Annotated in this window: 18 protein-coding genes; 5 read left to right on the top strand and 13 right to left on the bottom strand. The window is 63.9% G+C overall.

Annotated features, from left to right (window positions below; translation table 11 throughout):
- Positions 1-9: 9 nt before the first annotated feature.
- Positions 10-1,212, bottom strand: coding sequence for an aromatic ring-hydroxylating oxygenase subunit alpha (locus LB557_RS12695; protein ID WP_140616752.1), 1,203 nt, complete (start codon positions 1,210-1,212; stop codon positions 10-12).
- Positions 1,213-1,625: 413 nt separating this feature from the next.
- Here LB557_RS12695 and LB557_RS12690 point away from each other — a divergent pair, with 413 nt between their 5' ends.
- On the top strand, positions 1,626-2,033 hold the full coding sequence (locus tag LB557_RS12690) for a hypothetical protein (protein ID WP_140712743.1): 408 nt from the start codon (positions 1,626-1,628) through the stop codon (positions 2,031-2,033).
- A 129-nt stretch (positions 2,034-2,162) separates the two neighbouring features.
- Here the strand turns inward: LB557_RS12690 and LB557_RS12685 are convergent, their stop codons facing one another.
- On the bottom strand, positions 2,163-4,250 hold the full coding sequence (locus LB557_RS12685; protein WP_181173952.1) for a PAS domain S-box protein: 2,088 nt from the start codon (positions 4,248-4,250) through the stop codon (positions 2,163-2,165).
- Positions 4,251-4,326: 76 nt separating this feature from the next.
- The gene (locus tag LB557_RS12680; protein ID WP_015315427.1) at positions 4,327-5,100 is read right to left on the bottom strand and encodes a response regulator; all 774 of its coding nucleotides are present in this window, start codon (positions 5,098-5,100) and stop codon (positions 4,327-4,329) included.
- A gap of 45 nt (positions 5,101-5,145) precedes the next feature.
- Between LB557_RS12680 and LB557_RS12675 the strand changes: the two genes are divergently transcribed.
- Positions 5,146-5,847 (top strand): response regulator transcription factor, encoded by a 702-nt coding sequence (locus LB557_RS12675; RefSeq protein WP_140874884.1) that lies wholly within the window; start codon positions 5,146-5,148, stop codon positions 5,845-5,847.
- Between the two features lie 73 nt (positions 5,848-5,920).
- On the opposite strand, the gene LB557_RS12670 is transcribed toward LB557_RS12675, so the two are convergent.
- Together LB557_RS12670 and LB557_RS12665 are read right to left on the bottom strand one after the other, a co-directional pair.
- Positions 5,921-6,088 (bottom strand): hypothetical protein, encoded by a 168-nt coding sequence (locus LB557_RS12670; RefSeq protein WP_015315429.1) that lies wholly within the window; start codon positions 6,086-6,088, stop codon positions 5,921-5,923.
- Between the two features lie 255 nt (positions 6,089-6,343).
- Positions 6,344-6,622: a hypothetical protein gene (locus LB557_RS12665; RefSeq protein WP_224587924.1), complete on the bottom strand. Its 279-nt coding sequence runs from the start codon at positions 6,620-6,622 to the stop codon at positions 6,344-6,346.
- Positions 6,623-6,797: 175 nt separating this feature from the next.
- On the opposite strand from LB557_RS12665, the gene LB557_RS12660 reads away from it, so the two are divergent.
- Complete coding sequence (locus LB557_RS12660) at positions 6,798-7,253, top strand: L,D-transpeptidase (protein ID WP_224643038.1); 456 nt, start codon at positions 6,798-6,800, stop codon at positions 7,251-7,253.
- A 103-nt stretch (positions 7,254-7,356) separates the two neighbouring features.
- On the opposite strand, the gene LB557_RS12655 is transcribed toward LB557_RS12660, so the two are convergent.
- Positions 7,357-10,440 (bottom strand): efflux RND transporter permease subunit, encoded by a 3,084-nt coding sequence (locus tag LB557_RS12655; protein ID WP_015315432.1) that lies wholly within the window; start codon positions 10,438-10,440, stop codon positions 7,357-7,359.
- Positions 10,437-11,816, bottom strand: coding sequence for an efflux RND transporter periplasmic adaptor subunit (locus LB557_RS12650; protein ID WP_224643037.1), 1,380 nt, complete (start codon positions 11,814-11,816; stop codon positions 10,437-10,439). The genes LB557_RS12655 and LB557_RS12650 overlap by 4 nt, the downstream gene beginning before the upstream one ends.
- A 146-nt stretch (positions 11,817-11,962) precedes the next feature.
- Here LB557_RS12650 and LB557_RS12645 point away from each other — a divergent pair, with 146 nt between their 5' ends.
- Positions 11,963-12,496, top strand: coding sequence for a TetR/AcrR family transcriptional regulator (locus tag LB557_RS12645; protein WP_015315434.1), 534 nt, complete (start codon positions 11,963-11,965; stop codon positions 12,494-12,496).
- A gap of 54 nt (positions 12,497-12,550) precedes the next feature.
- On the opposite strand, the gene LB557_RS12640 is transcribed toward LB557_RS12645, so the two are convergent.
- From LB557_RS12640 to LB557_RS12615, 6 genes are all read right to left on the bottom strand, one after another.
- The gene (locus LB557_RS12640) at positions 12,551-13,627 is read right to left on the bottom strand and encodes an ABC transporter ATP-binding protein (protein WP_224643036.1); all 1,077 of its coding nucleotides are present in this window, start codon (positions 13,625-13,627) and stop codon (positions 12,551-12,553) included.
- Positions 13,614-14,552, bottom strand: coding sequence for a PfkB family carbohydrate kinase (locus LB557_RS12635; protein WP_224587932.1), 939 nt, complete (start codon positions 14,550-14,552; stop codon positions 13,614-13,616). The genes LB557_RS12640 and LB557_RS12635 overlap by 14 nt, the downstream gene beginning before the upstream one ends.
- Positions 14,552-15,574: an SIS domain-containing protein gene (locus LB557_RS12630; RefSeq protein WP_411970545.1), complete on the bottom strand. Its 1,023-nt coding sequence runs from the start codon at positions 15,572-15,574 to the stop codon at positions 14,552-14,554. The genes LB557_RS12635 and LB557_RS12630 overlap by 1 nt, the downstream gene beginning before the upstream one ends.
- Complete coding sequence (locus LB557_RS12625; RefSeq protein ID WP_224643035.1) at positions 15,571-16,416, bottom strand: carbohydrate ABC transporter permease; 846 nt, start codon at positions 16,414-16,416, stop codon at positions 15,571-15,573. Before LB557_RS12625 ends, LB557_RS12630 begins: the two co-directional genes overlap by 4 nt.
- Entirely contained in the window at positions 16,416-17,300 is an 885-nt protein-coding gene (locus LB557_RS12620; protein ID WP_224643034.1) for a carbohydrate ABC transporter permease, read from the bottom strand. Before LB557_RS12620 ends, LB557_RS12625 begins: the two co-directional genes overlap by 1 nt.
- A gap of 188 nt (positions 17,301-17,488) precedes the next feature.
- On the bottom strand, positions 17,489-18,727 hold the full coding sequence (locus LB557_RS12615; protein WP_224643033.1) for an extracellular solute-binding protein: 1,239 nt from the start codon (positions 18,725-18,727) through the stop codon (positions 17,489-17,491).
- A gap of 216 nt (positions 18,728-18,943) precedes the next feature.
- Here LB557_RS12615 and LB557_RS12610 point away from each other — a divergent pair, with 216 nt between their 5' ends.
- Entirely contained in the window at positions 18,944-20,158 is a 1,215-nt protein-coding gene (locus LB557_RS12610; RefSeq protein WP_224643032.1) for an ROK family transcriptional regulator, read from the top strand.
- Positions 20,159-20,179 lie beyond the last annotated feature (21 nt).

Raw genomic sequence — 20,179 nt, 5'->3', positions numbered from 1 at the left:
GCAGGGTTGTTACGCCCGGCTCCGCAGCGCGTCGTTCAAATTCCACATGTCCTTTTCTTCCGGCGCTGTTTCCAGGCCGAGCACCGGAACCTGCTGGCGCAGGTGGTCGTGGTGGGTGCGCACGCCATATTCGAGGTCGGAGAGATAAAAGCCCTCGAAAGCCTCGGACAGCATGGATTCGTTCGACCAGACCGAGAGCTGCACATCTTCCGACATGGTGTCGCGATCGATGCGGAAGGAGAGGTAGCGGGCGGCGGCCTGCTCTCGGCTCTCGTCGCGGTAGCGATAGATGGCGCCGCGCAGCAGCGTCTCACCCGTCGACAGCGGGAACTCCTGATAGAACTGCACTGATTCCGGCATCACCGACAGAACGGCGTTGGGGAAGATGCCGTAATAGACCCAGGCCTTCCTGAGATGGTCAGGCAGATGCGTCGGCTCCGGCGCGATCTTGACGTAGTTCTTCACGCTCCAGCGGCGGCCGGCATGCGGGTTGTAGGTGGCGAAGGAGCGTGAGACGCCGTTGACGAAGGGCTCGTCGAAATAGGTGGCGCCATAGAGATCCTGCAAGGCCGGATGCGCCATGGCGACATGATAGCCTTCATTGTCGACGTCGCGCACCGACTTCCAGTTGACCGGCGTCTTCTGGGTCCAAATGCCCCAGGAAGGCACCATGTCGGCGGCCTTGTAATGCGCGAATTCGGGTTCGATTGGCCTCAGCAGCTCGGCGACGGAGGGCTGTGGCCCGCCATTGCGGAAGCGGATGAAGATGAAGCCCATCCAGATTTCGAGGTCGAGCGGCATCAGGCCGAACTCGGTCTTGTCGAGGTCGGGGAAGGAGCGCGGGCGGGCGGCGCCGCGCAGCGTGCCGTCGAGATTGTAGACCCAGCCGTGAAACGGACAGATCAGCGCGTTCTTGCAATTGCCCTGGCTGTCGGCGACGACGCGGCTGCCGCGATGGCGGCACATGTTGTTGAAACCGCGTACCACGCCGTCCTTGCCGCGCACGATCAGGGCGCGTTCGCCAATGACATCCATGGTGAGGTAATCGCCGGCGTCAGGGATGTCGCAGACATGCCCGACGATTTGCCAATGATTGCGGAACACATGCTCCTTCTCCAGTTCGAGAAGGGCGTCGGAATGGTAGCTCCAGCCCGGCAGTCCCCGCCGGTCCCAATCGTTCGGGATTGCCACGTCACGGAGGTGCGGGTTCATAAAACGTCTCTTCTTTTATTGAATATGCATTCAATATAATCATATTTTGCATTGAAATGCAATGGCTTGTGGAAATGTGACTGTTCCGCAGCGAAAATGTCGGCGCTGGTTCCATGGGAATCCCGCGCCGTTGCGGGCTTCGAAAACCCCGGAAAATCCGGATCTTAGCCAGAGTTCCGTAACTGCCCCCGATCGCTGGCTCGCGCCGCCAATCGTTCACGCGGCTACCGGTCGTGCACGTCTTGCAACCGCCACCCCCCGGGCCAAAACAGCCAATGACCGACGCTGCCCGGTTTTGCCCGTATCGATGTTTCAATCCGGTTACATTGCCAAGCTCTCGTCACCTTTGCACCGTTACAAGGCGCGATTAAATTCGTTTAATCGCAAAAAGAAAATCAACGAAGGGGATGATGATGCATGCGAAAGTCCAGATCACCAGCGGCAACCGCTTTCAAGCTCCAGAGCGCGCTGGCCGCCGCCCGAAGCTGGCCCTTCGCCAGCGCGCCAGCGACCACCCGATGGGAATGTTCATGGCGCTGGCTGCTTGCGCCTTCGCCGGCATGGCGTTCACGCCGACGGTCGGCCCAGCCTTCGCTTCGTTGAACCCGCCCGCCAACGTCATCGAAGGCGCGCCGACCACGACCACGACCGCCCGCCTGCCTATGCCGACAATCGATTTCGCCTGCAGGGGGCAGGCCTGGGGCGCCGAGAGCGTGGATTGCCTGCGCGCCATTGCCGAGGAGTCCGGAACGCACAAGACCCGCGCGATCCGCATGATCGCCAACGCCGCGCCGCTGACCAGCACGCCCAACATCTTCTGATTTCTGCCTCTGCGTTTCTGCCGGGGCATGATCCCGAAACCGGTTCCCGTTTGGGGATCATGCCCTACCTCCCCGAGCGCTTCTCGCGCTCGCTTCGGCTCCCGCCGCGATGTCGGCCGGGAGCCTTTTTTATGCTTTCAACGCGGCCTGCTCGGCGATGGTCGAAAGCACGCTGCGTACATCCAGCGTGCTGAACGGTTTTTCGAGGATCTGTGGCCGCTGCTGCGCCGGCAAGGCTTCGACTTCCGCCTTCGCGCCGATCAGGTCGCCGGTGACGAGCACGAAACGCTGCGCCAGGTCGGGCCGTTCGGCGAGCAGTTCGCGGTAGATCGAAATGCCTGATATGCCGGGCATGCGCAGATCCGAAAAGACGATATCGGGGGGCATGTGGCCACCCAAGGTGGCGGCGCCCGATTCCCAGAGCGGCGCGATCCGCGACTTGATGCCCATCAGTTCGAGAATATCGGACAGGGAACCGGCGACGTCAGGCTCGTCATCGATGATCAGCGCATGGCGCAGGCCGCTCGATCGCGGCTGGCTTTCGCCGGCGGCGGCGATGCCCGCCGAGATCGCCGGCAACTGGACGACGAAACGCGCGCCTCTCGGCAACACCTCCTCGAACCAGACATTGCCGTTGTGCCGTTCGATGATCGATTTCGAGATCGACAGGCCAATGCCGGTGCCGACGCCGACCGGCTTGGTGGTGAAATAGGATTCGAAAATGCGCGAACGGATGGCTTCGGGAATGCCGGGCCCGTTGTCCTCGACCGAGAAGCCGGGATTGCCCCGATCGCTGCGGAAGCTCCGCACCTTGATCAGGCGGTCGCCGGCGACGCCGGCCAGGGCATGCTGGCTGTTGATGAGGAAATTGGCCGCCACCTGTGTCACGTGGTCGGCATCGGCCATGGCGAGCAGCGGACCCGGCGCGAAATCGGTATCGATGACGATGCCGCTCGATCGCGCGCCGTAGGCGGTCACTTCGAGAGCGGCGCGGATCACCTGGTTGAGATCGGTCTCGGCCTGCGCCGCCGGATGGAGGCGGACCATCGACAGGAAGCTTTTGACGATGCGCCCGCAGCGCTCGGCGGCGGCACGAACCTTTTCGGCCCGGACCTTGGTCTGCGGATCCGAGGCGAATTCATGCAGCAGCGTCGACTGGGCCACGACGACGGCCAGCGGATTGTTGAGTTCGTGCGAGACGCCGGCAAGCAGCGAGCCCATCGCCGCCATCTTCTCGTTCTGGTGCAGCTTCTCGCGCTGCCGGTTGATCTCTTCCTCTGCCCGCAGCCTGTCGCGCAGGTCGCGGATCGAGCCAAAGATCAGGCGGCGGTCGGCGACCCGCATCTCGGTCGCCGTCAGTTCGATCGGAAACACCTCGCCGGCGGCATTCTGCGTCACGGTCTCGAGTCGCTGGCCGACCATCGGGGCGCCGCGGCCGGACATGTAGTCGGCGCCCGAGGCATAGCCCTTGCGGTAATATTCAGGAACGACCGTGTCGAGCAGGTCCTTGCCGAGGATATCGCTGCGCAGGAAGCCGAACATCTTCTCGGCGGCCGGATTGAATTCGATGATCGACCCGGCCTCGTCGATGACGATAATGGCGTCGAGCGAGGCCTGCAGCATGGTGCGGCGGATCACTTCGCTGGCATGGGCGTCCGAGGGGGAGTGTTCGATGGCGTCGCCTATGGCGAGGGCGATGATGTGCAGCGTCGCCTCCTCCTCGTCGGTCCATTCCCGCTCTTCGACGCAGTCATTGACGGCCAGCGTCCCCCACAAATGGCCGTGCGCGAAGACCGACACCGACAGGAACGACTTGATGTTCTGCTTCTCGAAATCGGCCCTCAGGAATCCTTCGAGGTCGCGCGTATGGCCGGCGAAAATCTTGCCCTGCCGCTCATCCTCGGCCAGCCGCTCAAGCAGCGGATCCGAATTGACGATTGACTGCATGATGACGGTCGGTGAGGCCAGTTCGCCGCCGAAGTCAGGATCGATCCAGTAGGCAGCGACCGACTGGGCGAAACCCTGGCCGGGCAATTCGCGCAGGCGGAACAGGATGCCGCGCTGGCACTCCATGGCGTGGCATAGCGTCTCCAGTATGCCGTCCATTTCGCGCTGCCAGTCGCCGGCCTCGCGCAGCCGGCGCACGACACGCACGGCGGCCATCGCCGCGCCCTGCCTGAAACCCTGCATGTCCGTGCTTGCCGTGTCGCCCATCATTGTCAGCCATTAGTCCAGAGTCACGCCAATCGATCGGCTGGCAACGGCTGCGGAGCGGACTTCCTCGGTCTGACGCTCAGCTGCCGTCGCCGGCCGGCAGCGAGAAAATATAGCCTTCGCCACGCACCGTGCGCAGGAATTTCGGGTTGGCCGGGTCCGTCTCGATCTTCTTGCGCAGGCGCATGATGCGGATATCGACGGCGCGCGACGATTCCGGATCCTCGGTGAAGCCGATCGCCTCGGAGATCGCAGCCCTGGTCAGCAGCCGGTTGGCGCGGGTCAGGAAAACCTCCAGCACGTCGAATTCGCTCTTGGCCATGTCGATCACCGTGCCGTTGGCGCCGGTGACCATCCTCCCGTCGAGATCGGCCTGGAAGGGGCCGAAAGCGACGGAGCGGCGATCCGTGCTGGCTTTCCTGTCCCGCGGCTCCGTCGGCTGGGGAACACGGCGCAGCACGCTGCGCACCCTGGCCAGCACCTCGCGCAGTTCATACGGCTTGACGATATAGTCGTCGGCGCCGAGTTCCAGTCCGACGATGCGGTCGAGCGCGGTGCCGGCAGCGGTCGCATAGATGATGCCGATCGGCATTTTCGAGCGCAGCCAGCGGCCGAGCGACAAGCCATCCTCGCCCGGCATGGCGATGTCGAGGATAGCCAGATGGAAGGACTGCGTCTCGATCAGGCCGCGCGCGGCGGCCGCGGTTTCAGCGGTCGAAACATCATAGCCGGCGGCGCCGAGATATTCGGCGACCGCGTCCCTGAGGTCGGGCTCATCCTCGACGATGACAATTCTTGCCCGCACGATGCTCTCGCTCCCACTTTCAGTGGAAAGTAGATTGGGTATAAACATGATGTCCAGCACTCATATCCGGTTGCCAGGGAACGGTTGGAAAACATGGCCGCACGAGCCGTCATTGCGCTTGTTTCCGTCGCCGAGGTCGTCGCGAGCGAGCTTGCCGACCATCTCGAGCGGCGCGGCCACGACGTGCGCCGGGCGCGGCAGCCTTGGGAGGCGGAATCGCTGCTGGCGGGCGGCGGCATCGACGTTGTCGTCGTCGGGGACAGCCTCAGCCAGGCGGAAGGGCGGGATCTGCTCAGGCGTTTTGGCGGCCAAACTGGGGGTGGGGAGCATGGACCGGATTTCATCCTGATATGCCGGCCGGCCGATCTCCTCGACAAGGTGTTGGCGCTCGAGCTCGGCGCCGCCGACGTCGTCGAAAGTCCGCTCAATGTCAGGGAACTCGCCGCGCGTGTCGGTGGCCTGCTTTCGCGGCGCGGCAGGGGTACCCAGGAGCTGATCGTGCTGGAGAACGCAACCGTCGACCTGAGATCGGCGATGGTCATGCATCGCTCCGGTACGCAGGAGCAGCTCTCGCCCGGCCAGGTGGCGCTCCTCAGGCTGTTCCTGGCGAGCCCGCGCAAGGTACTGACGCGGGACGACATTATCGCAGCCGCACCGGCCGAGAATGCCGACGCCTTCGATCGCTCGATCGACTCGCGCATCGTGCGACTGCGCCGCAAGCTCGACACCGAGACCATCACCACCATACGCGGCGCCGGCTACAGGTTCGATCCGCCACGGCAATTCGCCGACTGACGGCTGTGTTTTCCTGCTGGTTCGTCGGATGAGCATCGGACTTTCCATTTTCCCGCGCCGATGCCCGCGAGGTTCAGCGCACCACCAGCAATGACGGGCCCGAGGCCATTTCGCCGCCGACGGCGAACTCGCTTGCGTGAGCGCGTTCCTTGAGCAGCACGCTGGCGAGTGCGGCAAAGCCGAGCAGGCCCTGCGCATAGAGCAGTGCGGAAAGCACGGAAGCCGCGAATTTTGTCTTCATGATCTGAATTCCCCAAAAAGATGACTGTGTAGCGGGTCGCTTCAGGAACTCCCGAAGTGCCCGCGCCGCCCACGGAGCCCCCCGTCGCGGCGCGGGCCTTCGGTCCTCTCGGCAGCAAGTTGCCGGAGGGGCCGCGCAATGCCAGCAGCCGAAGGCCAACCCGCCAGAGGGCCTTCAACTGGGCGATGCGCAGGCTGGAAACGATCCAGACCGTGGCGCAGACAGGGCGACGTAGGGTCGAAATCTCGCTCGAACTCATCGCTGCCAGCCGCGCACAGGGCCGCCGGCAATGGTGCCGCCGCCGACAGCCGCCGCCGTGATGCTGATCCTGGAGAGCCAGGAGCGTATGTTCGTTTTCGTTCCCTTGGTCGTTGCCGTCTGCTTTCGTTGCGTCAACTTTTGCATCCGGTCGGTATCCGGATCATGCCGCCCAAAACCGCACTTTGTTGCAGATTGGTTTCGGATTGAGACAAACTCTTTCATGTAGGAGACAACTCGAACTTTCGTTTCAGGGTGAATGCCTGTGTCCTTCATCCTTGGCCCCGTGTCCAGAATGGAGCGCACTCAAACAGGGTGATTACCCTGTTAACCAATGGAAACACATTCGAAACACAAACGAGCATTTCGCGAAATCTTTCCGAAACATGCCGCCGGGATAAGCCGCCTCATCGAATTGGAGCCGGCCGGACCGGCAGAGAGAGGGGACATCATGCACACCACCATTTCCGCAAAGTTCATCAACATCACCGCCGCCGCGCTCATGGGCAGTGCACTTCTGTTCGGCGCCAACGCCGCCCATGCCGCCAACAGCATCGTTGCCCGCGTTTCGCTGTTGCAGCAGGTCATGGAAGTCTCGGTCGACGGCCGGCCGACTTTCGCCTGGAAGGTTTCCACTGGCGACAGGGCGCACGTGACGCCGACCGGCTCGTTCAAGCCGACGCGCATGCATGAGATGTGGTATTCGAAGAAATACGACAACGCGCCGATGCCACATTCGGTGTTTTTCAGCGGCGGCTACGCGGTCCACGCCACCTATGCCATCAAGCGCCTCGGCCAGCCCGCCTCGCATGGCTGCGTACGGCTGCACCCGGACAACGCCGCCGATTTCTACCAGCTCGTCGAGACGTTCGGAGCGGCCAACACCAGCATCGTCATCGTCAAGTAGCAGGCAGGTTGCCGCATTCGGCCATGTGCCGGAGTTGCTGGAGCGATCGCCAAAAAAAGGCCGGAGAAATCCCGGCCTCTTTTTGTGTCTTGCGCCCCGTGCCTCAGCTCGGCAGCGCCGGCATCAGCTTGGGATCCGGCTTTTCCGCCAGATGCGGCAGGTCCTTGCTGGCGATGAAGGTATAGAACATCGGTACGACGAAGAGTGTGAACATGGTGCCGACCAGGATGCCGGTGAAGATGACCAGGCCCATCGAATAGCGGGCCGCGGCACCGGCGCCGCTGGAAACGATCAGCGGCACCACGCCCAGCGCCATCGCCGCCGTCGTCATCAGGATCGGCCGCAGGCGCACCTTGGCCGAGGCGATGATGGCGTCACGCCGCCGCATGCCATGCAGTTCTCGCTGCTGGTTGGCGAATTCGACCAGCAGGATGCCGTGCTTGGTGATCAGGCCGATCAGCGTGATCAGTCCGACCTGGGTATAGATGTTGAGTGTGCCGAGGCCCAGATTGAGCGGCACGATCGCGCCGAAGATCGACAGTGGCACCGCCATCATGATGATCAGCGGATCGCGGAAGCTTTCGAACTGCGCCGCCAGCACCAGGTAGATGACGATGACGGCCGCGCCGAAAGCGATCAGGATCGTGTTGCCCTGTTCCTTCTCCTGCCGGGACTGACCGGAATAATCGATGAAGAAAGTGTCGGGCAGGCTCTCCCTGGCGATGTCCTCGAGCACTTTCAAACCGTCGCCCGTGGTGACGCCGGGCAGCGGCAGCGCCGAGATCGTCGACGAATTCAGCTGGTTGAACTGCTCGATCGCCGCCGGCGACGCATTGTTCGAAATCGTCACCACGGCCGACAACGGCACCATCTCTCCCGTCACGCTGCGCACGAAGTATTCGCCGAGCTTTTCAGGGTTGTCGCGGAATTCCTGCGGCACCTGCGGGATGATGTCATAGGAGTTGGAGTCGCGGTCGAATTGCGCCACTTCGGCACCGCCGACCAGCAGCGTCAGCGTCCGGCCGATATCGGCGATCGGCAGGTTGAGCGCGGCGGCGCGGTCGCGATCGATGGTCACCGTCACCTGCGGTGCGTCATAGGCCATCGAATTCTGCACGACGATGAAGCGGCCCGAGGCCTGCGCCTTGTTCTTGATTTTCTCGGCTTCCTCGTAGACCTGAGCGGAATCGCCGGTCGAGCGCACCACCATGGAAATCGGCAAGCCGCCGCCAGAGCCCGGCAGAGTCGGCGGCGCGAAGACGAAGGCCTGGACACCCGCCACCTTGGCGATACGAGCCGTAATGTCGGCCTGCAGCTCCTTCGAATTGCGCTTCCGCTCCGCCCAATCCTTGAAGGCAAAACCGACGAAGGCGCTGTTGGTCGTGCCGCCGAAGGCGACGGCCGAGAACTGCGCCCGGGTCTCGGGAATGTCCTTCACCAGGCCCAGGATCTGATTGACGTAAGTCTCGGTGTAATCGGAGGTCGCATAGCGCGGCCCCGTCACCAGCGAGAGCAGGAAGCCCTGATCCTCTTCCGGCGCCAGTTCCGTCGAGGTTTTGGTGAACATGAAGCCGGTCACACCGACAAGTGCCAGCACGATGAGCAGCGTCAGCGGGCGATAGTTCAGAGATCCGGTGACGGCGCGCTCGTAGACATGCTCGACGCGCGCGAAAGTGCCGTCGACGATACGCTGGAAACGGCCGGCATTGCCGGGCTTCAGGAGGCGCGCCGACATCATCGGCGTGATGGTGATGGCAATGATGCCAGACAGCACCACCGATCCGGCGAGCGTCACCGCGAATTCGCGGAACAGGGCGCCGGTCAGGCCGCCGGTGAAGGCCAGCGGCGCGAACACGGCGGCCAGCGTCATGGTCATGGCGACGATGGCCGACGCGATCTCGCGCATGCCGCTGAAGGCCGCCTGCATGGGTGGCATGTGATCCTCTTCCATGTGGCGGTGGATATTTTCCACCACCACGATGGCGTCGTCGACCACAAGGCCGATCGCCAGCACCATAGCCAGCAGCGACAGAAGGTTGATCGAATAGCCTACCGCGAACAAAAGGAAGCAGACGCCGATCAGCGACAGCGGGATGGTGATGATCGGCATCAGCACCGAGCGGAACGAACCCAGGAAGAGGAGGATGACGACAACGACGATGGCGACCGCCTCGCCGATGGTCTTGAACACTTCGTCGATCGAGGCGCTGATCTGTCCGGTCGCGTCGTAGACGACTTCGATCGTCATGCCCTTCGGCAGCGTCTCCTGAATCTGCGGGACCAGCTTGGTGAGTGCCGCCGCCGTTGTCAGCGGATTGGCTGCCGGGGTCGGGAAGATGGCGAGGAAGGTGCCGGGCTTGCCGTTGAAGGAAACCCTGGTGTCGGTGTTCGCGGCGGCCAGTTCGACGCGGGCGACGTCGCGCAGGCGCACGACATTGCCGTCGGTCGAGCGCAATGGCAGTGCGGCGAAGGCTTCCGGTGTCTGCAGCGTCGAGCGCACGGTGATCGACGAGACGACATATTCGTTCTGGGTGTTGCCGGGCGCCGACAGGAAGTTGGAATTGTTGATCGCCGCCAGCACTTCGGCCGCCGTCACGCCGCGCGCGGCAAGCCTGACCGGGTCGATCCAGACGCGCATCGAGTATTCCTGGGCGCCGAAGATCTGCACGTCGGCGACGCCTTCGACCGTCGACATGCGGGGCCTGATGACGCGCTCGATATACTCGGTCAGCTGCTCCTTGGTCATGTTCGGATTCTGCATCGAGATGTACATCATCGCGAACTGCTGACCCGTACCCTTGACGATGACCGGGTCCTTGGAGGCGTCCGGCAAGGTGCCGCGTACGCCCTGAACCTTGGACAGCACTTCGGTCAACGCGACGTCTGGGTTGGAACCGAGCTTCATCTGCACCGTCACGGTGCTGGAGGACGGACGGCTGGACGAGGTTACGTAGTCGATGTTCTCGGTCGAGGCGACGGCGCGCGCGATCGGGGCGGAAATGAAGCCCTGGATCAGGTCGGCGCTGGCGCCCGGATAGGCTGTCGTGATTGTGATCGCGGTCTCGTCGACCTTCGGATACTGCCGGATCGACAGGTTGAAGATGCCCTGGAAACCGAGCAGCAGGATCATGCAGGCAAGAACCGTCGAAAGGACGGGCCGGCGGATGAAGAGATCGGAAAAGCTCATTGCTGGTCGGCCTGCTTGTTCGCCGATTTGGTCGGGTCGATCGTGTTGTCGACGTTGACGGTCATGCCGTTGAAGAGGCGGTTCTGGCCCGCGGTGACGACCTCGTCGCCGGCCTTCAGCCCTTCGACGATCTCGACCATGCCTTGATTGCGGCGGCCCGGCTTGACGAAGACCTGTGACAGCACAAGCGCCGGTTTGTCGCCTTCCGCCGCCGGCTTGGCCGGATCGGCCGCTGCTGGCTTGGCGGCATCGGCAGCGGCCTTGTCCGCTGGCTTGGCTGCGTCAGCGGCCGGCTTCATGGCATCGGCGGCGGGCTTCATTGCGTCGGCCGGCTTGGCGTCTGCCGCCTTGGCATCCGCAGGCTTGGCATCCGCGGGCTTGTCGGTGGCCGCCGCCGGCTTTTCGTCCGGCTTGGCTGGCTGCGCCGGGGCTGCCCCGGCGGGCTTCGCCGGCTGCACCACGAATATGTAGTCGCCATAGAGGCTGGTGGTCAGTGCCGTCTGCGGCAGTGACAGCACGTTCTGCTCCTCGGGCAGTTCGACACGCACCTGCACGAACTGACCTGGGGTCAATTTGCCTTCGGGATTGGCAACTTCCGCCCGGATGTTCACCAGCCGGCTGGAGGGGTCGATCTTGGGGTCGATGCCGCGAATGGCGCCGGCAAAGGGCATGTCGTCGCTGCCGCCAAGGCCCAGGCGGACCGTCTGGCCAATCTTGAGCAGCGGCAGCTGCTGTTCGGGAACCGAGAAGTCGACCCGCATCGTGTCGAGGTCCTGCAGCGTCACCACCGCGGTGCCGGGTGCCAGATACTGGCCGAGGTCGATCCTCGGAATGCCGACCGTGCCGGCGAAAGGTGCGGTAAGCTGCTTCTGGTCGAGCACGGCCTGCAGCCTGGTCACCTGGGACGCCGAAGCGGAGGCCGCCGCACGCGCCGTGTCCAGCGTCGAGTCGGAGCCAACACCACGCCTTGTCAGTTCGACGGCGCGGGTCAGCGTGGTCTGATCGAGTGCCGCCTGCGCCTTCTGCGCATCGAGATCAGCGCGCTCGACGGCGTCGTCGAGTTGCAGCAGCACTGCGTTGGCCGCCACCTTCTGGTTGGCATGGAAGGCGATTTCCTTGACGATGCCGGCGGTCTCGACCGTCAGGTCGACACCGCGCACGGCCCGCACCGTACCGATCGCCTCGACGCCCGGTGTCCAGTTCGACGGCTTGGCGATGGTTGTCGACACGGTCGCCGCCGGCGGCTTCATGGTGGCGAAATACTGCTTGATGCCGTTGTCGCGCAGGAAGTTGAAACCGACTATCCCGCCGACCACGATGACGAGCACGGCAAGGACCACAATAACGATAAAGACACGGAGTATGCGCTTGAACAAGGAAGTCCCCTCAGTCGAAAATCCGGCGCGAAGCGCGGACATCGGGACACATATCGACTGCGGGTCCCGATTTCAAATAGTGGCGGTCTTACTGTACCGTCTGGACGGTCTTGTCAATTGGGCCTAAGCTTGCGATGGGAGGCGCCATGAGAGCCCAACGACCGAACTCGCGCGAGAAGATTCTCGCCGCGGCGGCTGATGTTGCCCGGGAATCCGGGCCCGGCAGCCTGTCGCTCGATGCCGTTGCCAACCGCGCCGGCGTGTCGAAGGGCGGGCTGCTCTACAACTTCCCCACCAAGGCGAAATTGATGCAAGGCCTGGTCGAAGGCTATCTGCGCGATTTCGAGCAAGCGCTGGAATCCGCCAACAGCAACGACAAGGGCAAAAATCCCCTCGCCGTCTATATCAGGCTGTCAGCCGAGGATTGCGAGGAGAAGCAGCCGTCGGCATCCTGGATATTCTCGGCGATCGCCGAGGATCCCGATTTCATGATGCCGATCAAAACATTCAAGCGGCAGCTTTTCGAGCGGTTGAAGGGCGAGGCGCCGGACCTCAAATCGCTTCTGGTCTGCTATCTCGCCATCGAAGGACTGCGCAGCATGAACCTGTTCGATTCCGACGTGCTGTCAAAGGACGAACGGGACCTGCTGGTGTCGTCACTTCTCGATATCGCCAAATAGGCTTGCCTGCGCGCGAGGAGGACGACGCTGCCGCGATCGTTCAATCGACGGCGCTTACAGGGCCTTGCCCGTCGAAGGATCCAACAAGCGAAGCGCGGCCTCGTCGAAGGCGAGGCTGCGCTGTTCGCCCTTGGCGAATTGGGCCCGCGGCGGCAAGCTGGCCGTCAGCCGTTGCGTGCCGATCCGCGCCGTGGTGACCAGCTCGGGGCCGGTCAGTTCGACGACCTCGATCTCGACGGGCAGTGATAGCTCCGCGGCGGCTCCGGTCGCCGCACGCAGCGCTTCCGGCCTGATGCCGACGACCATTTGTGCACCCTCACGTGCCGCACTCGCATAGCGTGCCGGCACGGGGATCCATACATCGGATCCGGCAATGGCCAGCTTGCCGTCGGTGACGGTGGCCTGCAGCATGTTCATCGACGGCGCGCCGACAAAGCCGGCGACGTAGAGTGTCGCCGGGTCGTTATAGATCTCCTCGGGAGTGCCGAGCTGCTCGATCCTGCCGTCGCGCATGACGGCGATGCGGCTGGCCAGCGTCATCGCCTCGATCTGGTCATGGGTGACGTAGACGACGGTCGTCCGCAGCATTTGGTGCAGGCGTTTCAATTCGGTGCGCATTTCCAGGCGCAGTTTGGCGTCGAGATTGGACAGCGGCTCGTCGAACAGGAAGACCTGCGGCTTGCGCACCAGGGCCCTGCCGATGGCGACGCGCTGGCGCTGGCCGCCGGAAAGCTGAATCGGCTTGCGATCGAGCAGAGCCTCGATCTGCAGCAGCCTTGCCGCTTCGTTCACCGCCCTGTCGCGCTCGTCGGCCGCGACGCCGCGCATCTCCAGTCCAAAGCCGATGTTGCGGCGCACGGTCAGGTTCGGATAGAGCGCGTAAGACTGGAAGACCATGGCGATATCGCGGTTCTTGGGGTGCACGCCGAGGATCGAGCGGCCACCGATCAGGACGTCGCCGCTGGTCGCCTCGGCAAGGCCGGCGATGATGTTGAGAAGCGTCGATTTTCCGCAACCCGACGAGCCGAGCAGCACCAGGAATTCACCGCTCTGCAGCGCGATGTCGATGCCTTTCAGCGTCTCGACGCTGCCGTAGCTCTTGCGGATGCCGCGGATTTCAAGCGCGCTCATGCATGGGACCCTCAAACTGCATCGGCCCGCCATAGTTGCGGGGCAAGGTGGAAATGGCGCGCGAGGCGACGTGCGTAGCGGCGCGGAGGCAAGCGGACAGCGGCCGTTCCTGTGCCAATGCGGCCAGGAAGGCGGCATTGAAGACGTCGCCGGCACCGATCGTGTCGACCACCCTGACGTCGGGCGCGGCGGCTTCGACGAGAGTGCCGTCCGGGCCGATGGCGATGGCGCCTCGTGGCCCGCGCTTGACGACGAAGGTCGCGCCTTGCCTCATGCTGGATCGGATTTCACGCGCCGCTTCCGCCGGACTTGGCAACCCCGCCAGGGTCACCGTCTCAACCTCGTTGAACAGCGCCAGCGCGCAGCGCGACAGCCATGTCCTCGTCGCGGCGCAATTGGCCGCGGTCCAGCCATCGATCGGCCAGCCTGTATCGAGTGCCACAGCAACGCCGTGGCTGTCGGCCCAGTCGAAAAAAGCATTGTAGTCGCGCGTGAGGTCTTCCGTCAGGAAGGAGCCGCAGAGCAGGGCGTAGCCACCGGAGAGTGCGGGGCCGTCGAGAACCGACAAGACATCGGCGAGGCCGAAGCGTGGCAAGTGCCCGCGTGTGGTGAAGAAGGTCCGTTCGCCATCGGGGTGGGTCATCCCGACCGACAATGTCGTGCCTTCGGGCCGGATAGCCCATTTCGCGGCGCGGACGCCAAAAGCCTCACCAAGCCAGCGGCCGAACTGGTCGTCACCGACATTGGCGGCAATCGCAAAGTCGACGCCCAGCGCTTGCCAGGCGAGCCCGGTGTTGCCGGCCTGGCCGCCGACGCGCAATTCGTCATGGTCGACGACCGTCTCGGTTCCCGCCTTCGGCCATGGCGCGACCGGGCCGACGATCAGGTCGACATTGACGTTGCCGATCACCGCCAGCGGGCGCATCACTCGCTCCTGGTGATCTTGGTGGTGCGCACCGGCGTGCCCGCATTGTCGACGCGACCGTCCGCGAAGGCGATCATCAGGCGCTGTGCCACCGGCAGCATTGCGAGGATAGCGGCCATCCCCGCGGCTGGTTTGAACGTGAGCGTGACGGCCCCGGCGACCGGCGCTTGTCCGGACGCGTCGAAGATGACCAGCGGCGCGCCGGTTTCGACCACCGAAAGTGCCATCGCGGTCACCAGCTCCGAAGTCGGGTCGGCGCCGCGAAACAGGACAACACCGATCTGCGGGCCAAGCATCTCCATCGGCCCGTGCCGCAACTGGCCGCCTTCGAGCGAAAAGCAGGGCAGCCGCGACAGTTCGGTCAAGCCAAGCGCCAGGGCTTCGGCCACGCCCTGCAGGCGGCGGCCGGAGGTGACGATCGTGGCCACCTTGCCAAGCGCGACGAGTGCTTGGGCGATATCGCAATCCTGCGGAGCCTCGAGCATGGCAAGGGCAGGAGCCGGATCCTCGCCCAGAGCCGCGAGGATGGCCAGGTGCAGGGCCAGGGTCACGGTCAGGCTGCGGGTCGCGGCGAAAGCCAGCTCCGTGCCGCCGGCGCCGACCAGGCAAGGCGCGGTGCGGGCGAGAAATGAACCGCCTTCGAGCGTCAGGCCGAAAACGTCCGAGCTGCCGCCGGCCTGCGCAAACCATCGGACGACTTCGGCGCTCTCGCCGGATTGCGAAGTCACAAGCACCGTCCGGTCCGCCAGCGGCAATGGCTGGCCGAGCTGCTCGGACAGTGGCAGCGCCAGCGCATCGATGCCGAGTGCACGATAGAGCGGCTCGACGGCACGGCCGACCGCGTGCGAGCCGCCCATGCCAAGCAGAAGCAGGCGGCCGCTCTTCCTGATCGAAGCGGCGACGTCTGCCGCCATGGCAGCGTTGTTCTCGAACGAAGCACGCGCATCGGCGTGCTGGCGCGCCATTTCGCGGTCGATGGCGGTCAGTCCGGCCGGCCGAGTTCCTGTTACAGTCATGGTCATCCTTTCACACCGCCGCTGGTCAGGCCCGAGATCAGTGCCCGCTGCATGACGAGACCGATCAGCACCGGCGGCAAGGCGGCCAGCACGCCGGCCGTGGCGATCAATCCATAGTCGGAAACACGGCCGCCGGCCAAATCGGCGATGGCGACGGTGAGCGTCTTGGCGCGCTGGTCGGAGGTAAACAGCAGCGCGTAGAAGAATTCGTCCCAGGCCAGCAGCACGGCGAACAACGCCGATGTCGCCATCACGGGCGCGGCCAGCGGCAATGTGATGATGCGCAGTGTCTGGAATAGGCCGGCGCCGTCGATCATCGCCGCCGCCTCGATCTCGCGCGGGATGGAATCGAAGCCGGATTTCATCAGCCAGGTGGTGAAGGGCGCCAGCATGGTGAGATACACCAGCGCCAGGCCGAAGACATTGTTGAGCAGGCCAAGATGCGACAGGCCCATATAGAGCGGCACGGCGAGCGCCACCGGCGGCAGCATGTAGGTGGCGATGACCATCGACAGCGACCAGCCGATCGCGGGTGTGCGCGAAACCGCCCAGCCGGCGGGGATGGCCAAGGCGAGTGCCGCCAGCGTCGCCATGGCGGCGATCTCAAGACTGTTGCGCAGCGACGAGGTGAAGGCGGCGCCGGCGCTGTTTTCGGCCGTCGACAGCAATTGCCGGTAGCGGGAGAAGTCGGCTGCCTGCGGCCACCAGCGCAGCGGCTTGGCCGCAAGATCGGCGGCCGGCGAAATGCTCATGATGAACAGCCAGGCGATAGGCGCCAGGATGATGGCGGCAAGCAGCAGCGCGCAGCCATAAATGAAGACGGTGAAGGCGAGGCTCTTGCGCTCCATCAGGCGGCGCTCCCGGCGGTCTTTCGCACCAGGGCGGCGTAGGCGACGGCGAGCAGCGTGACGAGCAAGGTGACGATCAGCGCCAGCGACGCGCCCGAACCGGCGCGCTGGAAGGAGAACGCTTCCTGGTAGACGAGGATCGAGAGTGTTCGCGTGGTGTTTGCCGGACCGCCGCGTGTCATCACCCAAATGATATCGAAGACCTTGAAGGCCTCGATGGTGCGCAGCACCAGCGCCACCATCAGCGGGCCGGCAAGATAGGGCAGGATGACGAAGCGGAAACGGTTGAACGGTCCTGCTGCATCAACCAGCGAGGCGGCGGTGATGTCACGCGGCACCGCTTGGAGGGCGGCGAGCGCGATCAGCGCCACCAGCGGAAAGTTCTTCCAGCAGTCCGCAACGATGAGGGCAACCAGCGCCGTTCCCGGCTCGCCGAGCCAGGACCGATAGGCGTCGATGAGGTGCAACTGCGTCAAGGCGGCATTCAGCGCGCCATATTCGGGATTGTAGATCAGCCGCCACAGCGTAGCGTTGACCACTGTCGGCAATGCCCAGGGCAGGATCATCAGGGCGCGCAGGAGCGCGCGCCCACGAAACTCCTGATTGAGCAGCAGGGCGGCGAGGACGCCGATCACCATTTCGGCGGCAACCGAAATAATCGCGAACAGGGTCGTGGTGATCAGTGTGCGCGAGAAGTTGGTGCTCGACAGCATGCTGGAGTAATTGTCGAAGCCGACAAAATCGCCAGCCGTGCCGACCAGCTTGGCATCGGTGAAGGAGAGCCCGACCGTATCGACCAGCGGCCAGCCGATGACGGCGACCATGACCACGAGCAACGGCAGCATCAAAAACCATGCGCGGGTCGTCATCCAGGTGCTCGACATCAGAGCAGCCTCTCTTCTCTCATCTGTGATCTGGACATAGCACGGGCGGCACTCGCGCATGACCCCGGAAATCGGAGACCGATTTCCGGAAAGGATCATGCGCAAGATAGAAAGTGCTACAGCGTCTTTTGCGCGTCATAAGGGGACGCAACGCTGTAGTGCCGCCCGTATCGAACGACTGGCTTGTCTCAGAGGCCGCTGTTCTGCGCGGCGGTCTTCAGGGCGTCTTCCGGCGAAGACGTACCGAGCAGCGATTCCTGGATTGCCTGCTGCAGCGCGGTCGACAGCTCCTGGTACTTGGGCGTGGTCGGACGCGGATACATGGCGGCCAGGCCGAGCTTGGCGGCGGCGATCAGTTCTTCCTGGCCCTTGGTGACCGTAGGGTCGTCATAGGACGAGGCCCAGATCGGCAGCGAGAGCTTGGCGTACTGGTTCTGCGTCGCCTGCGAGGTCATGAAGGTGATGTACTTCCAGGCTTCGTCGGGATGCTTCGAGACCGCGGTGACGCCGAGACCCATCGAACCGTTGACGGCCGACACCTCGCTGGTGCCGGCAACGCCCGGCGCCGGCACGACGCCGACCTTGCCGGCCACCTTCGAGTCCTTCGGGTCGTTGGCCATGTTGTACATGTAGGTCCAGTTCAGCGCGAAGGCGGCATCGCCGTTCTCGAAAACCTTGCGCACGTCCTCTTCAAGGAATTCCTTGGAATTGGGATTGGTGAGACCCGACTTGTAGCTGTCGACCATGTATTTCAGGGCCAGCAGGCCGCCGCCATTCTGGAAGTCCGGCTTGCCGTCCTTGAGGAAGTCGCCGCCATAGGCGCTGACCAGCGTGGTGTAGTCGCAGATGGCCGCTTCCGCCTGCGACCAGCTCCACGCGATCGGCGTCTTCAGCAGGCCCTTGTCCTGGATGATCTTGGCCTGTGCGCCGAGTTCTTCCCAGGTCTTCGGCGGGGCCTTGATGCCGGCCTTTTCCAGGATATCCTTGTTGTAAAACAGGTATTTGGTGTCGAGAATCCACGGCATGCCATAGGACTTGCCGTCATACTGCACCGTGGTCCAGGCGCCGGGCAACACGCCCTTCTTCATGTCGTCGGTGATCTTGGAAGAAACATCGACCAGCACCTTGTTGGTGGCGTATTCGGCCGGCCAGATGACGTCGAACAGGACGACGTCATAGCCTCCGCCCGACCCCTGGGCGAGCACGGTCTTGTCGTGCAGGCCCTCATAGGGCACGAATTCGAGATTGACCTTGACGTCCGGGTTGGCCTTGGTGAAGGCATCCGTCATCGCACGCACGTCGGCCTCGCTGTAGGCGGCCTGCGCCATGAAAAGCGCGTTGAGCGTCGTCTCGGCGAAAGCGTGGGGGACGAACAGTCCTCCGGCAAAAACCACGCCGACCAGTGTCTTGGTGATCGTCTTAAGCATTTTCTTCTCCCATTGCAGCGTTGACGGGCCGGCGCTGCCAGACGTTTGGCGTCGTCTTCCCGGATCCATGTCGCGTGACCTGATGGTGCCGGCTGACCAGTGGCGGCAGGCGGAAGCCTTGGCCATCTTGTTTTGCGGTGCTCGGTTACATTAAGTCAACTCGCTTGACTTAATTAGTCGATCAATATTTTAATGGTGTCAAGAGGGGAAACGCCGGTGGACGACATCAGCCCGATTCGTGCCAAGAGCGGCACCAACCAGGAAGGCACGAGCGCGCACAACCGCCGTGTCATGGTCGAGGCGCTGCGTCTCAATGGCGCGCTGTCGCGGGCCGATTTGGCGCGGGCGACGCAGCTTACCAAGCAGGCGGTTTCCAACATCATCGAGGACCTGGAACGCGACGGCCTCGTCGTTGCGCTCGATGCGGTGCGCAAGGGCAGGGGGCAACCGTCGACCCCCTACAGGCTGGTGCCTGAAGGCGCTTTCGCTATCGGCCTTCAGATCGACCGTCACCTGACGCGGGCGGTCGCGGTCGATCTGATGGGCCGCGTGCTGGCCCGGGCCGAGGCGAACCTGCCTTTCGATGAGCCGTCCAGGGGCGTCGAGGTGATCCTCGGCCTGATCGATGGCGTCCGGCGCGAACTGGCCGGTATCTCCTCGCAGTCGGAAAAACGCCTCGTCGGTCTGGGTGTCGCCATGCCCGGACCATTCGGGCTGAAGAATTCGGATGACAAATGGATGATGCCGGCCTGGCAGAAGTTTCCGCTGCTGGACATGCTGGCCAAGGGCACGGGACTGAATGTCGGCCTGCAGAACGATGCCGCCGCCTGTGCGACGGCCGAGCGCATCGTCGGCGCCGCGCACGGCGTCGACCACGCAGTGTGTCTTTATGTCGGCTATGGCATTGGCGCCGGACTGATCCTCAACGGCGAACTGTACAGCGGCGGCCATGGCAATGCCGGCGAAATCGGCATGGCGTTGCTGTCGCCGGCCGGTCCGGGCTCGACGCCGCTGGAACATCGCGCGTCGCTCGCCTCGCTCTACCAGCATCTTGACCTCGATCCCGCCGACGAGGACCTCTACGGAAAGATCGGCGCGCTGGCCGCGGCGGGTGATGTGAAGATCATGCGCTGGATCGAGGGCGCGGCCCATGATCTGCGCTGGAGCGTGCATCTCATCGAAACCATCTTCGACCCACAGACAGTCATCCTGACCAGCGGCGCGCCGGAAGCGCTGGCGCGCCGGCTTGTCGAGGCCATGCATCCGCTGCTTTCGTCGATCGCCGACCGGCCAGGCCGGACCTTGCCACGCCTGCAGCTCGGCACCACCGATCCCTGGTCGATCGCGCTGGGAGCCGCGGCGGCGCCGATCAGCCGCGCCTTCGATCCGCTGTTCTCGGCGATCCTGAAGACACGCTCCGGTCCCGCCTGAAGGAGACCGCGCGTAAGGCCA

It is taken from the genome of Mesorhizobium sp. BR115XR7A (assembly GCF_020165315.1).
In the GTDB taxonomy this organism is placed as follows: Bacteria; Pseudomonadota; Alphaproteobacteria; order Rhizobiales; family Rhizobiaceae; genus Mesorhizobium; species Mesorhizobium australicum.
Note: the sequence above shows the minus strand (reverse complement) of the source record. Positions and strands in the feature narration are given on the sequence as shown.